The sequence below is a fragment of the Sphingomonas sp. J344 genome (assembly GCF_024700005.1).
Classification (GTDB): Bacteria; Pseudomonadota; Alphaproteobacteria; order Sphingomonadales; family Sphingomonadaceae; genus Sphingomonas.
Genome location: NZ_JAJONB010000001.1, coordinates 356,680 through 369,849, shown reverse-complemented (window position 1 = coordinate 369,849; position 13,170 = coordinate 356,680). Strand labels below are relative to the sequence as shown.

The 13,170-nt window shown below is 65.6% G+C and carries 12 protein-coding genes and 1 pseudogene; 5 read left to right on the top strand and 8 right to left on the bottom strand.

The features are described 5' to 3' along the window. Nucleotides 1–320: 320 nt before the first annotated feature. From typA to LRS12_RS01855, 3 genes are all read right to left on the bottom strand, one after another. Nucleotides 321–2,156, bottom strand: coding sequence for a translational GTPase TypA (gene typA, locus LRS12_RS01865; protein WP_257843032.1), 1,836 nt, complete (start codon nucleotides 2,154–2,156; stop codon nucleotides 321–323). Nucleotides 2,157–2,229: 73 nt separating this feature from the next. Beyond that, entirely contained in the window at nucleotides 2,230–3,186 is a 957-nt protein-coding gene (locus tag LRS12_RS01860) for a hypothetical protein (RefSeq protein WP_257843031.1), read from the bottom strand. After that, a complete protein-coding gene (locus tag LRS12_RS01855; RefSeq protein ID WP_257843030.1) occupies nucleotides 3,164–3,343 on the bottom strand; it encodes a hypothetical protein in 180 nt (59 codons plus the stop codon). The genes LRS12_RS01860 and LRS12_RS01855 overlap by 23 nt, the downstream gene beginning before the upstream one ends. Nucleotides 3,344–3,499: 156 nt before the next feature. Here LRS12_RS01855 and LRS12_RS01850 point away from each other — a divergent pair, with 156 nt between their 5' ends. Continuing rightward, the gene (locus LRS12_RS01850) at nucleotides 3,500–4,708 is read left to right on the top strand and encodes a toxic anion resistance protein (protein ID WP_257843029.1); all 1,209 of its coding nucleotides are present in this window, start codon (nucleotides 3,500–3,502) and stop codon (nucleotides 4,706–4,708) included. A 9-nt stretch (nucleotides 4,709–4,717) separates the two neighbouring features. Next, entirely contained in the window at nucleotides 4,718–5,431 is a 714-nt protein-coding gene (locus LRS12_RS01845; RefSeq protein ID WP_257843028.1) for a hypothetical protein, read from the top strand. On the opposite strand, the pseudogene LRS12_RS01840 reads toward LRS12_RS01845, so the two are convergent. From LRS12_RS01840 to LRS12_RS01825, 4 genes and pseudogenes are all read right to left on the bottom strand, one after another. Then, nucleotides 5,421–6,210: pseudogene (locus LRS12_RS01840) on the bottom strand (inositol monophosphatase). The gene LRS12_RS01845 and the pseudogene LRS12_RS01840 sit on opposite strands and share 11 nt — an antisense overlap. After that, nucleotides 6,203–7,549 (bottom strand): TldD/PmbA family protein, encoded by a 1,347-nt coding sequence (locus LRS12_RS01835; RefSeq protein WP_257843027.1) that lies wholly within the window; start codon nucleotides 7,547–7,549, stop codon nucleotides 6,203–6,205. Before LRS12_RS01835 ends, LRS12_RS01840 begins: the two are co-directional and overlap by 8 nt. 31 nt (nucleotides 7,550–7,580) lie before the next feature. Next, nucleotides 7,581–8,498 carry a 4-hydroxybenzoate octaprenyltransferase gene (ubiA, locus tag LRS12_RS01830; RefSeq protein WP_257843026.1) on the bottom strand — a complete coding sequence of 306 codons (918 nt, stop codon included), beginning with the start codon at nucleotides 8,496–8,498 and terminating at the stop codon, nucleotides 7,581–7,583. Continuing rightward, on the bottom strand, nucleotides 8,491–8,679 hold the full coding sequence (locus LRS12_RS01825) for a hypothetical protein (RefSeq protein WP_257843025.1): 189 nt from the start codon (nucleotides 8,677–8,679) through the stop codon (nucleotides 8,491–8,493). The genes ubiA and LRS12_RS01825 overlap by 8 nt, the downstream gene beginning before the upstream one ends. Between LRS12_RS01825 and LRS12_RS01820 the strand changes: the two genes are divergently transcribed. The 3 genes from LRS12_RS01820 to LRS12_RS01810 all read left to right on the top strand — a co-directional run bounded on the left by LRS12_RS01820 (nucleotide 8,678) and on the right by LRS12_RS01810 (nucleotide 12,243). Beyond that, entirely contained in the window at nucleotides 8,678–9,421 is a 744-nt protein-coding gene (locus LRS12_RS01820; RefSeq protein ID WP_257843024.1) for a 16S rRNA (uracil(1498)-N(3))-methyltransferase, read from the top strand. The two genes, LRS12_RS01825 and LRS12_RS01820, sit on opposite strands and share 2 nt — an antisense overlap. Nucleotides 9,422–9,834: 413 nt before the next feature. Next, the gene (locus tag LRS12_RS01815; RefSeq protein WP_257843023.1) at nucleotides 9,835–10,494 is read left to right on the top strand and encodes a DUF6624 domain-containing protein; all 660 of its coding nucleotides are present in this window, start codon (nucleotides 9,835–9,837) and stop codon (nucleotides 10,492–10,494) included. A gap of 375 nt (nucleotides 10,495–10,869) precedes the next feature. Further along, nucleotides 10,870–12,243, top strand: a complete 1,374-nt coding sequence (locus tag LRS12_RS01810; RefSeq protein WP_257843022.1) for a glutamate--cysteine ligase — start codon at nucleotides 10,870–10,872, stop codon at nucleotides 12,241–12,243. Here the strand turns inward: LRS12_RS01810 and LRS12_RS01805 are convergent. After that, nucleotides 12,240–12,896 (bottom strand): hypothetical protein, encoded by a 657-nt coding sequence (locus LRS12_RS01805; RefSeq protein ID WP_257843021.1) that lies wholly within the window; start codon nucleotides 12,894–12,896, stop codon nucleotides 12,240–12,242. The two genes, LRS12_RS01810 and LRS12_RS01805, sit on opposite strands and share 4 nt — an antisense overlap. Nucleotides 12,897–13,170: the final 274 nt, after the last annotated feature.

The window sequence follows — 13,170 nt, the reverse complement described above, 5'->3', positions numbered from 1 at the left end:
AAACTGTCGGCCCGTTACGGGGCCGGAAGAGCAAATCCGGCGTTTTCAGCTTGGTTCCGACTCCCCCGGGGCGAGTCCGGACGGCAAGAGCGATCCGCGCGCCGGGCTGAGCAACCGGCTGCTCGGTGAACGCCGCCACCACTCTGCTGTCCGTCCGCCTTCAGAGTGCGGCGAAGCCCGCGCCGGATCCCATCGAGACTTCGGCGACGTGCCGCCGCCCTCCGGTTCGGCTGAGGTGGACGAAGATGTCGATGGTGCTGCGCACAAAAGGCACCGGAGTCTCCCCCGGCGCCTTCCCATTCAACTTGGCCTGAATTCACTCACGCCGCCTTGGCGCGGCTCGCGCGCTTGCGCTCGTGCGGGTCCAGGTGGCGCTTGCGCAGGCGGATGGTCTTCGGGGTCACCTCGACCATCTCGTCGTCATCGATATAGGCGATGGCCTGTTCCAGCGTCATCTTCTTGGGCGGGGTCAGGCGGATCGCGTCGTCCTTGCCCGACGAGCGGACGTTGGACAGCTGCTTCGCCTTCATCGGATTGACCTCAAGGTCGTCCGGCTTGGCGTTCTCGCCGATGATCATGCCTTCGTACAGCGCTTCGCCGTGGCCGACGAACAGGATGCCGCGCTCCTCCAGCGTGTTGAGCGAATAGGCGTTGGCCTCGCCCGCGCCATTGGAGATGAGGACGCCATTCTTGCGGCCTTCGATCGTGCCCTTGTACGGGCCGTATTTCTCGAACAGCCGGTTCATGATGCCGGTGCCGCGCGTGTCCGACAGGAACTCGCCATGGTAACCGATCATGCCGCGGCTGGGCGCGCTGAAGGTGATGCGGGACTTGCCGCCGCCCGAGGGACGCATGTCGGTCATCTCGGCCTTGCGGATGTTCATCTTGTCGACGACCGTGCCCGAATATTCCTCGTCCACGTCGATGATGACCGTCTCATACGGCTCCATCTTCTGGCCGTCTTCTTCCTGAAGCAGCACGCGCGGGCGGGAAATGCCAAGCTCGAAGCCCTCGCGGCGCATCGTTTCGATCAGCACGCCCAGCTGAAGCTCGCCGCGGCCGGCGACTTCGAAGCTGTCCTTGTCGGCGGCTTCGGTCACCTTGATCGCGACGTTCGATTCGGCTTCGCGGAACAGGCGGTCGCGGATCATGCGGCTGGTCACCTTGCTGCCTTCACGCCCCGCCATCGGCGAATCATTGACCGCAAAGCGCATCGACAGCGTCGGCGGATCGATCGGCTGCGCCTGGATCGGCACGCTGACCGAGGTGTCGGCGATGGTGTTCGACACCGTCGCGACGGCAAGACCGGCGAGGGAGATGATGTCGCCCGCCTGCGCCTCGTCAGTCGGCACGCGGTCGAGGCCGCGGAAGGTCATGATCTTCGACGCGCGGCCGGTCTCGATGATGTTGCCATCCATGTCGAGCGCGTGGATCGGCTGATTGACCTTGAGCTTGCCGCTGGTGACGCGACCGGTCAGCACGCGGCCGAGGAAATTGTCGCGGTCGAGCAGGGTGACGAGGAAGGTGAACGGCGCATCGACGTCCAGCGCGGGGGGCGGTACATGGTCGACGATCTTCTGGAACAGCGGGGCGAGCGTACCCTCACGCCGATCGGGGTCTTCGCTGGCATAGCCGTTGCGGCCCGATGCGTAGAGGACCGGGAAGTCGAGCTGGTCGTCATTGGCGTCGAGGCTGACGAACAGGTCGAACACTTCATCCAGCACTTCCTGAATGCGCTGGTCGGGGCGGTCGACCTTGTTGACCACGACGATGGGACGCAGGCCCAGCGCGAGCGCCTTGCCGGTCACGAACTTGGTCTGCGGCATCGCGCCTTCCGACGAATCGACCAGCAGGACGACGCCGTCGACCATCGACAGGATGCGCTCGACCTCACCCCCGAAATCGGCGTGACCGGGCGTGTCGACGATGTTGATCCGGACGGAGTTTTCCGGCGTGCCGTCGGGCGACCAGTCGACCGAGGTTGGCTTGGCCAGAATCGTGATTCCGCGTTCCTTTTCCAGGTCGTTCGAATCCATCGCGCGCTCTTCGACGCGCTGATTGTCGCGGAAGGTGCCGGATTGACGGAAAAGCTGGTCGACGAGCGTGGTTTTGCCGTGGTCGACGTGGGCGATGATCGCCACGTTGCGGAGGTTCATGTCGGTTCCTGGATGCCGCGGAAGCGCGGGTCGGGCGGGCGCATAGCGGAAATTGTGCGGCGCGGGAAGAGCTTCAGTCCCGCTTATGCGGTGCCCATTTCTCGACAATGTCGGCGCGAACGTTCTTCAGGACCAGACTGCGTCCGGTAATCGCGAAGTCGAGCAGTGCCTCGCCGCCGCTGGGACAGCAATTGCCGTCACGATTGCGCCACAGCTTGCTGGTCGCCGCCATCCCCTCGAAATCATAGTCGACGCCCTTCCAGATGCCGAACCCTTTCGGCAGCTTCGTCGACAAGGCATCGCGCCAGCTGTCGAGTTCGATGTCGTGCCAGCTCTTGCTGTCCGTATCCCATTTGAACAACAGGTCGGCATTGCCATTGCCCGTCCCCATCGTTCGACCGGGAACCCAGATCATTCCGCCCTGCGTCATCCTTGGCGGTTCGTAGGAGACGCCGTCGAACGACCATCCGATCAGTTTGGCGGTCCCGTGTCCGCTTTCGGCCCACAGGACAATGCCCGCGCCGATGCCATCCTCACCCGATGCGCCGTCCATCATCTGCCAGTGCACCGGGTGGCCATCCTTGCGCCACAGAATGCCCGAGGCGGTCACCCCGCACCCCTGATCGAGCCATTTCGCCATGCAGGTTTGGCTGCGCGCTGATGGCGTCTTGATCATCGTGCGCACGCCCTGCGCCTGCGCCAGCGCCTTGTCGTAGTCGGCGATGGCGTCGCGGAACGTCTGTTCCAGCTCGACATCGTCCATCGGCTTGCCATCGTAGTTCAATGCGGCGCGGATCTCGCGCAGCGTGCGCTCGTGGCGTGCTTGCCAGGTCGCGGTACGGTTGCCGAGTGCGATGACCGCGGCGAATTTATGCGCCAGCTCTGCGCGGAGCGGCGCGAGTGCGGCCCCCTTGCAGGCGCGCTGGCCATATCTTTGCTGCCACCCGTCGGTTTGCGATGCCGAGGCGGGAATGATGAGCGCGGTGAGAAAAGTCGCGATCAGGAATTCAGGACGGATTTTGGCGCGCATGATCCTCCATGGCGGGGGGCGCATCCTTCGCGGGCTGGGCCTTCAGGCGATAGACTTTGCCCATATCGACCGCCGCCGGGCGCGCATCGGCGGCCGAAGCCACCGGCACCCACACCGCGATCGAACCGGCGATCATCATCCTGAGCCTGCGTTCCATGACTCCTCCGTACCGCGCAGATATTAACAGGCCGCGACACCCCAACCACTGACAATCGCAGTCGGTTGCACCTTAATCCATGTGTATTATATTGGCGATACACTTGAAGGTGACGCGGTTCCCGTTCATCTAGGACAGAACCGCTGGAGGGATGGGATGTCGACCGAGACTGTGACTGCCGAAAAGACCGACGATCTGGTGCTGACCGCGCCAGAGCCGCTGAAGGAGCGTCCGGTCGAGAAGATGTCGGGTCTCGTGCCCGTCGACGAGGGCAAGAAGTCCGAGCTGGTGACGCGGGTCGAGAGCTTTATCGACGATCTGGTCGCGCAGGACGTCAACTCGCCCGAGTTCGGCAAGCGGGTCGACGCGATCACGGCGATGGGATCGAAGGAGATTCGCGACGCGGCGGGCCAGTCCAACCGCTTTCTCGACCGCCCGGTACGCGCGATGGACAAGGATGTTGGGGTCGGCAAGGATCTGGCCGAACTGCGCCGCGTGGTGGAGGACCTCGATCCGGGCAAGAAGGGCGACCTGACCCAGCGCAAGAAGCTGTTCGGCATCATCCCGTTCGGCAATTCGCTGCGTAATTATTTCGACAGCTACAAGTCGAGCCAGGGCCACATCGCCGCAATCCTCAAGAGCCTGCAATCCGGCAAGGACGAGCTGTTGATGGACAATGCCGCGATCGACGTGGAGCGGCAGAACCTCTGGGCGGCGATGGGTCGGCTCGAACAGATGATCTACATCTCGAAGGAGATGGACCAGCGGCTGGAGGACAAGGCCAATGAGCTGGACCACAGCGATCCGGCCAAGGCCAAGGCGATCCGCGAGACTGCGCTGTTCTACACCCGCCAGCGCACCCAGGATCTGCTGACCCAGATGGCGGTGACGGTGCAGGGCTATCTCGCGCTCGATCTGGTCAAGAAGAACAATGTCGAACTGGTGAAAGGCGTCGACCGCGCCAGCACCACCACTGTCGGAGCGCTGCGCACCGCGGTGACCGTGGCGCAGGCGCTGACCGCCCAGCGGCTGGTGCTCGACCAGATCACCGCGCTCAACACCACCACGGCGAACATCATCGATTCGACCGGCAAGCTGCTCAAGGACAATACCGGCCGCATCCACGAGCAGGCGGCATCGGCGACGATCCCGATCGAAACGCTGCAGCGCGCGTTCCAGAATATCTATGACACGATGGACGCGATCGACACGTTCAAGGTCAAGGCGCTGGACAATATGAAGACCACCGTCAACGTGCTGTCGACCGAGGTCGAAAAGTCCAAGGGCTACATCGCTCGGGCCGAGGGTGCCGCACAGAATCAGGTGTCGGGCAGCACCGAGACGTTCAAGCTGGAGGCTCTGTAAGTACCCGTCATGCCGACCGAGATCGACCGCCAGATCGACCGCGCGAGCGAAGTCCTCAACCGCTCGCGCGAACGCTATACGACGCTGAACAGCCGCGCCAAGAAACGCCGCGACGCCGAGATTCTCGGCCGCGTCGGCCGAATTGCAGCTGCAGCGGGGGCGATCCTGGTCGGCGCGATGGTGCTGGGCTGGTTCATTCCGCTGGGCATGGGCGGCGCATTACTGGTGATGGCGGCGCTGATCGGCGTGACGCTGTTTTTCGGTATCGCGCCGACCAGCCGGGAGGTGACGCCCGAGAAGTTCGGCGAGGTGCCGCTCGCGACGCTGCCGCTCCAGACCGAGGAATGGCTCGACCGCCAGCGTCCGACGCTGCCCGGGGCGGCGATGCCGCTGGTCGACACGATCGGGATGAAGCTCGACGTGCTGGCGGGGCAGCTCAAGACGCTGAACGAGGCGGAGCCGGCGGCGGCGGAAGTGCGCAAGCTGGTCGGCGAGCAATTGCCCGAGCTCATCAAGGGCTATCAGCGTGTCCCCGAAAGTCTGCGCACGGTCGACCGGTTCGGCCAGTCGCCGGACAAGCAGCTGGTCGACGGCCTCGCGCTGATCGACCAGGAGATTTCGCAGATGTCGGCGCAGCTGGCGCAGGGAGATCTCGACGCGCTGGCGACGCGGGGGCGGTATTTGCAGGTCCGCTATCGCGGGGATGACGAGGTCAGCGGATAGGTTTACCCAACGCTTCCACCGCGCGCGGGCGGAGGTGATCGGCGGCGGCTTCGTGGATTCCGGGGGGTGGTGGCGAGCAGCCCGAAGCTTTCGCCGCGTGGGGTGTTGAAACGGATTTTCTTGCCGAGCGCGTCGGTGACCTTCGCCCCGGCCTCGCGCGCGAGCAGCACGGCGGCGGCGATGTCCCAATCGGCGCCCCAGCGGAAGGTGGCGAGCAGGTCGGCCTGACCTGCGGCGACCATCGCCATGCGCAGCGCGATCGAATTGGGCTTGTCCACCATCACCAGATGCCGGTCGACCTTCGGCAGGTCATCGGCAGGGACGCGCGCACCGGCCAACTCGGTACGGTCGGACACGGCGATCCGCGACCCGTCCAGCGTCGCGCCCTGACCCTTCACCGCCAGCCAATGTTCGCCGCGCACCGGAGCGTCGAGGACGCCGATCACCGGCTGGCCATCCTCGACCAAGGCGACCGATACTGCCCAGCCGGGGCGTTGGCGCAGGAAATCGCGGGTGCCGTCGATCGGATCGACCACCCAGACGCGGCGGCAGGACAGGCGCGCCAAGTCGTCGGCGGTTTCCTCCGACAGCCAGCCGGCATCGGGGAGTAGCGCGCTCAATCGGGCACGGAGCAGCTCGTCGACCGCCAGATCGACCTCACACACGAAGTTATTGGGCGATTTTTCCCATTTCTCGACGTCCGAGCCATAGCGGCCGAGCGCCAGCCGACCCGCCTCGGCGGCGATGGCGCTGACTGCCTCGGCGAGCGCGTCAGCCACTCGCCACCGTCATGCCGTCGATCCGCAGTGTGGGCACGTTGATGCCATAGCGGAAATTCAGGTCGTTGGCGGGGACCAGGTTGCGGAACATGGCTTGCAGCGTGCCCGCGACAGTAAATTCGCTGACCGGGGTGGTGACGACCCCATCCTCGATCAGATAGCCTGCCGCGCCGCGGCTGTAATCGCCGGTGACGAGGTTGATCCCCTGACCGATCAGTTCGGTGACATAGACGCCATAGCCGATGTCGGCGATCAGCGACGCGACCGGGATCTTGCCATTGGCCATGTAGAGATTGCTGGGACCGACGCTGGGTGCGCCGCCAACGCCGCGCACGGCGTGACCGGTGGCTTCAAGGCCGAGCTGACGCGCCGCCGCGCTGTCGAGCATCCAGCTTTCGAGCATCCCGTCGGCGACGAACGTCACCGGCGACACCGGCAGGCCTTCGCCATCGAACGGGCGCGAGCGGAGGCCGTGGGGGCGGTGGGGATCGTCGATGATGTCGATGCCCGGCGCGAAGATGCGCGTGCCCATCGCTTCGAGCAGGAAGCTTGTCTTGCGCGTGATCGCGCTGCCCGAAATCGCGCCGCTCAGGTGGCCGAGCAGGCTCGATCCGATGCGCGGGTCGATGACGATCGGCATGGTTCCGCCGCGGACGCGACCGGCACCGACGCGGGCCACGGCGCGCTCGCCGGCGCGGCGACCGATCGCTTCGGCGGCCTCGAGATGGCGGGCGTGGCGCGCGCTGTGATGGTCGTAATCGCGTTCCATTGCGCCGGCGTCGCCCGCCAGCACGCTGGCAGAGATGCTGTGGCTCGATGTCGCATAAGCTCCGGCAAAGCCGTGGCTGGTGGCGAGCGCCCAGATGCTGCGGCTGGCGCTGGCTCCAGCGCCCTCGCTATTGGTCACGCCTTCGACGGCGCGGGCGGCGCGCTCGGCGATGAGTGCGTTCTCCTTGAGCGCGGCGGGGTCGCCCAGCGCGCCGTCGTCGAGGTCGAGATCGGGGACATTGCCGCGCAACAGCCGTTCGGCAGGGGCGAGGCCGGCCCATTCGTCCTCGGGCGCCTCCCGTGCCATTGCTACCGCGCGTTCGGCGAGCGTGTCGAGCGCGGCGGGCGTGAGGTCGGTGGTCGAAATGCTCGCCGACCGCTGGCCGCAGAAGACGCGCAGCCCGAGCTCTTCGTGCTCGGCGCGCTCGACATCCTCGAGCGCGTCGAGCCGGACCGACACCGACAACGACTCCCCGGCGGAGAGCATCGCATCGGCGGCATCGGCACCTGCCTTTACCGCGCGGGCGATGGCATCCTGGACTCGGTCACGGGCTTGGTCGGGGGTCAGCATCGCTGCGATCTAGGGAGGCAGGGGGCGAAGGTCAAAAGGCGGTCGTCCCGACGACGAAGCAGGCGGCAAACATCAGTAAGCCAGCATTGCGGTTCGAGCGGAAGCGGTGGAGCGCATTTGCGCCATCGGCCGGAACGAGCGTCACAACCTGCCAGACAAGGTGCATCGCCATGGGGGCGAGCGCGAGCAGGACCAGCGGGTCGGGGCGGACCTGCCACAGCGCGGCGGACCAGAGGGCTAGGGCAAGGGTGTAGAAGATGGCGACGCCGGTACGCACCCGGCTGCCCAGACGACGGGCGGAGGAACGGACGCCGACCAGCGCATCATCCTCGACATCCTGTAGCGCGTAGATGGTGTCGTAGCCGATCACCCACACGATGCACCCGGCATAGAGCAGCAGGCCGGGCAGGGGGAGTTCGCGCGCGACCGCTGCCCAGCCGACCAATGCCGCCCAGGAAAAGACGAGACCCAGCCACGCCTGCGGCCACCAGGTGATCCGCTTCATGAAGGGATAGGCAGCGACCAGCGCGAGGCTGGCGAGCGCGATGACCGCGGCGAACGGGTTGAGCTGGACCAGCACGACGAGGCCGATCAGGCAGAGCGAGACCAGCCAGACCCACGCGGCCTTGAGGCTGACCGCGCCGCTCGCCAATGGACGGCTGCGGGTGCGGGCCACCTGACGGTCGAGGTCGCGGTCGACGATGTCGTTATAGACGCAACCCGCGCCGCGCATCGCGATGCTGCCGAGCAGGAACCAGAGGATCAGGTCCCAGCGCTCGACCGCGCCGCCGGACAACGCGATCGCCCAGGCGCCAGGCCAGAACAGCAGCCACCAGCCGATCGGCCGGTCGAACCGGGCGAGCAGGGCATAGGGACGCGCAGCGGCGGGCAGCAGCGCCATCAGGCCGCGATGCTCGGTGTCGGGGACGGTCTGTGCCGGGTCAGTCATGCGCGAAACTGACAACAAAGCTGACAAAAAAGCGGTGTGTCATGCGCGGTGTCAGGCGCAGTGTCAGGCAGGGGGCTGGGGCCGTTTCGCTCATACCCTCTGCTGCCACATCGGATTGCTTGTAGGACAGCGAAAAGACGCCGGGTGACGAAGCATTTGGGTCGCGATATGGCTCGGCCATGATCGCTACCCCCGCATGGCCGCCGCAATCGACCCCGCGCCTGTTCGTCGAACCCGCGCTGACGCAGGGCGAGCAGCGCCGCATCGACGGCCAGCAGGGCCATTATCTCGCCAGCGTGATGCGGTTGAAGGTCGGCGATCCGGTCAAGCTGTTCGACGACGCGACCGGCGAATGGCTGGGCGTGGCGAGCGAGGTGCGCAAGCGCGACGTGGTGCTGGAGGTGCGCGAGAAGCTGCGGGAGCGCGAGGCGGTGCCGGACCTGTGGCTATGTGCCGCGCCGATCAAGAAGGGGCGGATCGACTGGGTGGTCGAAAAGGCGTGCGAGCTGGGCGTCGCGCGGGTCGCGCCGGTGCTGACGCGGCGCGCGGTGGTGGACAAGCTGAACCTCGACCGGCTGCGCGCGCATATGATCGAGGCGGCGGAGCAATGCGGGCGCACCGCGCTGCCCGAACTGGTCGAGCCGGTGAAGCTGGCGGCGATGCTGCGCGACTGGCCGGCGGGGCGGGCGCTGTTCTTTGCCGACGAGACCGGTGGATTGCCCGCGCTGGAGGCGATGAAGGCGCATCCCGGCCCGGCGGCGATCCTGATCGGGCCTGAGGGCGGCTTCGACGCAGAGGAGCGCGACGCGATCCGGGCGGTGCCGGGAGCGGTGGGGATTTCGCTCGGCCCGCGGATTTTGCGCGCGGAGACTGCGGCGGCGGCGGCGGTGAGTTTGTGGATGGGCGCGGTGGGGGATTGGTGACTGTTTAAGCGGGTGCCGCGGTGGCCCGCGATCCGTATCGCACAGTCGGATTGGGGCAGTCTGTCGCCGAAAACCGTCTGTCGGCTTCCGACCCCATTGCCGACGTTGCGTTGTGAGCGAACCTCGAAGCCAAGCGTTCTGAATTCGTTCATCTCTCCGGTGCGACGCATCGAGTCAGCTGAGGACGTTACGAAAGACGGCGATGCGGAGAACGAGATATATCCTGGCATCGGTAGCGCTCCTGTCGGCTACGATCGGAAATGCATCAACTCAAGTGTCAGGCCGTTCGCTCGCGTTTGGATGCGGAGCGCCAGAAAAGGTGGAGGCCGAAGCGTCGGCACGCCTCGCCAGCGTTGCGGTTTCGTCAGTAGAGCAAACAGACCATCGGAGCTGCGCGCGCGGCAATTCGCAAGGTGGACGAGTTGCGGCGCAATGCGTTGGCCGGAAAGCCGGTGGAGGCACCTTATCAGGAAGCAAGCCGGTTTGCGGCTATGGCGGCCAGTGCGGCTTCAAGCGAACTCGCTGAACTCTACATGCGAGTTGCCGAGGACCAGTTCACGCGCACGCATTTCACCGCTGCACTCCAACGTTTCAGTTGGGCGGCGGATCTTTCAGACCAGGCGCGCGACTACGCATATTACATCATCGCCTCGGACGGCTGCGATCTCGACGAGGCAAATACCAAATGGTTGAAGGCTCAGATAGAGCGCAGCGGGTGGTTCACGATCGGCAAGTACGGAGAAGACGCGGATACGGCCGCTTGGTTGCTGGTACAACATGCTGACCGCGACCCGGCTTTCCAGAATGATGTTCTGCGCGTGCTTGCGTCTTTGGTTGATCGAAAAGACACTAGCCCAACCAACTATGCATATCTTTATGATCGGGTTGCCGTGAATTCGGCGCGCCCACAGCGCTACGGTACCCAAGGTCGTTGTACGACATCGGGAATATGGGAGCCGCGACCGATTGAGGATCCTGGCCGACTTGACGAACGCCGGGCTTCTGTCGGTCTCGAGCCACAGGCGAAATACAGCGCGCGCTTCACGTGTCGGGCGGCAGCGCTGACACGCTGATCGCACGCCGCGATGGTGGATTGTCAATCGCGAGAAAGGTCGCGCCGACACGCTCATTTGCGCAAGCTCAACGAATGGTCGCTTCCGAGCTTCACGCAGATTCGGGGAATGGCGGCCGTTAGGGGCGCTTAGTCGTCGGAGCAGCGACATTGCCGGAGCGGCAGCTTCCCACCCATTTGCGGACTCTTAGCGCCATCGCGCCTTCTCCCAATAGCTGCCGTTCGTGAGCAGCCGCTAAGAGGGGCGGGGGCCAGACTAACGCCGCCAAGGCACGAAGCGCCGGACAGCACACGACCCAACCCCCGCATTTCCCATCCCGATTTGGGTATTTCATCCCCCCTTTCGCGGATCGTTTCGCATCCCTAAATGCGCGCCATGAGCACAAAGACGGTTTCAAACAGCAACGCGCCTGTCATCGAGAGCCGTCAGATGCTCCTCGACTATTTCGCCAGGGGCGAGAAGCCGGCGGAGCGCTGGCGCATCGGCACCGAGCATGAGAAGTTCGTCTATGCGGTCGGTGACAATCATGCGCCGTCCTATGACGAGCCGGGCGGTATCCGCGACCTGCTCGCCGAGCTGACCCAGTTTGGCTGGTCGCCGGTAGAGGAGGGCGGCAAGGTCATTGCGCTGTCCGGTCCCGACGGGACGGTCAGCCTCGAGCCCGCCGGGCAGCTCGAACTCTCCGGCGCGCCGCTCGAGAATCTGCACGAGACCTGCGCCGAGACGGGCCGCCACCTGCAACAGGTGAAGGCGGTGGGTGAGAAGCTGGGCATCGGCTTCCTTGGCCTTGGCATGTGGCCGGACAAGACCCGCGCCGAGCTGCCGATCATGCCCAAGGGGCGGTACGGCATCATGCTCAACCATATGCCGCGCGTCGGCAGCCTGGGCCTCGACATGATGTTGCGCACCTGCACGATCCAGGTGAACCTCGACTATGCGAGCGAAGCGGACATGGCGCAGAAATTCCGCGTCGGCCTTGCGCTGCAGCCGCTGGCGACCGCGTTGTTCGCCAATTCGCCGTTCACGGAGGGCAAGCCGAACGGGATGCTCTCCTACCGCTCGCACATCTGGTCGGACACCGATCCGCACCGCACCGGGATGCTGCCGTTCGTGTTCGAGAACGGGTTCGGATACGAGCGCTACGCCGACTATGCGCTCGATGTGCCGATGTACTTCGTCTACCGCGACGACCGCTATATCGACGCGGCGGGGTTGAGCTTCCGCGACTTCCTCAAGGGCGAATTGTCGGTGCTGCCGGGCGAGAAGCCGACGATGGACGATTGGGCCGATCACCTGTCGACCGCCTTCCCCGAAGTGCGGTTGAAGACCTTCCTCGAAATGCGCGGCGCCGATGGCGGGCCGTGGGGGCGCATCTGTGCGCTGCCCGCGCTCTGGGTCGGGTTGCTCTATGATCAGGGCGCGTTGGATGCGGCATGGGACCTGGTCAAGGACTGGGACATGGTCGGGCGTCAGGCGCTGCGCGACAGCGTGCCGCGGCTGGGCCTCGATGCGCCGCTGCCGGGTGGCGGCAAGCTGCGCGACATCGCGGGGCAGGTGATCGACATCGCCGGGGCGGGGCTGACCGCACGCGCGCGGCTCAACTCGGCCGGGGACAGCGAGAACGGCTTCCTCGACCCGCTGCGCGAGATTGTCCGCAGCGGCAAGGTGCCGGCGCAGGCGCTGCTAGAGCGCTATCACGGCGAGTGGCAGGGCGACGTGACCCGCATCTATGACGAGACGCGGTTCTAGGGTTTCTGACCCGCCAGCTGCCACGCGGCGCGGACCTGATACGCATAGACTTCCCGAAAACGGCGGATTTCCTGCTGCGCCGCCGCCCCGAAGTCGCGCCACTCCGCAGCGCGATCAAGCCCCGCCTGTCCGACCACGCGGAACTGGGTGCGCGCGGTTGCAGGGTCGCCCATGATCAGCTTGAGCATGCCATAGCTGAACTCCGCGTGGAGCCGGTCGATATGGGTGCGGGCAAGACCGGCGCGGATGATCGGCAGCGCCCTTTCGATCGTCGCAACGCCCCCCACATTGCCTTGCCGAAGCTCTGCTATCCCGGTGAACAGCAGCACACGGCCATATTGCGGATGGGCTATGCCGACGGAATCGCGCACCGAAAATTCGGCAGAACGCAGCGCGGAAACCGCCTCCTTGATCTTGTCCTGAGTCAACAGATTTTCGCCATAGCGCAGCCAGGCGGTCGCAGTTTCGGGGTGCTGCATGAACAGCTTGCCCTGTAACGTCCAGACGCCGGCGCGGCGCAACGGCTCGGCCTCGGCATGTTTGTCGAACGCTTCGAGAAGTCCGGCGACCGCCAACTGGGCGCGTGCGGTGTCGACATGTTTCTCCCCGAGACGCTCCAGCCGCAGCGCGAGCGCATTGCGCGCGAACGGCAATCCCCTCTTCGGGCGTAACCACCGTGGCGAGATCCAGATAGATGCGCGCGGCGCGCAATGGATCGGCGCGGGTGGCGGCGAGTTGCGTAATCAGGGCGCGCCCTAGCGCTTCTGCCTCCTGACGCCGGTCGAGCCGGACCAGCAGGCGCAAATAGCGCGCGTCGACGTCGAACCGCGCGGCGGCATCGGTAAGTCGGGTGCGGGTGTCGCGATAGATCGGCTCTGCCTCCCCAAACCGGCCGAGCTGCGCGAGCGAGTCGGCGCGGACCAGCGC

Excerpts from the sequence above, each read along its gene's own strand:
- typA (WP_257843032.1), bottom strand. The coding sequence starts at position 2,156 with ATGAACCTCCGCAACGTGGCGATCATCGCCCACGTCGACCACGGCAAA.
- LRS12_RS01860 (WP_257843031.1), bottom strand. The coding sequence starts at position 3,186 with ATGCGCGCCAAAATCCGTCCTGAATTCCTGATCGCGACTTTTCTCACC.
- LRS12_RS01855 (WP_257843030.1), bottom strand. The coding sequence starts at position 3,343 with ATGGAACGCAGGCTCAGGATGATGATCGCCGGTTCGATCGCGGTGTGG.
- LRS12_RS01850 (WP_257843029.1), top strand. The coding sequence starts at position 3,500 with ATGTCGACCGAGACTGTGACTGCCGAAAAGACCGACGATCTGGTGCTG.
- LRS12_RS01845 (WP_257843028.1), top strand. The coding sequence starts at position 4,718 with ATGCCGACCGAGATCGACCGCCAGATCGACCGCGCGAGCGAAGTCCTC.
- LRS12_RS01835 (WP_257843027.1), bottom strand. The coding sequence starts at position 7,549 with ATGCTGACCCCCGACCAAGCCCGTGACCGAGTCCAGGATGCCATCGCC.
- ubiA (WP_257843026.1), bottom strand. The coding sequence starts at position 8,498 with ATGACTGACCCGGCACAGACCGTCCCCGACACCGAGCATCGCGGCCTG.
- LRS12_RS01820 (WP_257843024.1), top strand. The coding sequence starts at position 8,678 with ATGATCGCTACCCCCGCATGGCCGCCGCAATCGACCCCGCGCCTGTTC.
- LRS12_RS01825 (WP_257843025.1), bottom strand. The coding sequence starts at position 8,679 with ATGGCCGAGCCATATCGCGACCCAAATGCTTCGTCACCCGGCGTCTTT.
- LRS12_RS01810 (WP_257843022.1), top strand. The coding sequence starts at position 10,870 with ATGAGCACAAAGACGGTTTCAAACAGCAACGCGCCTGTCATCGAGAGC.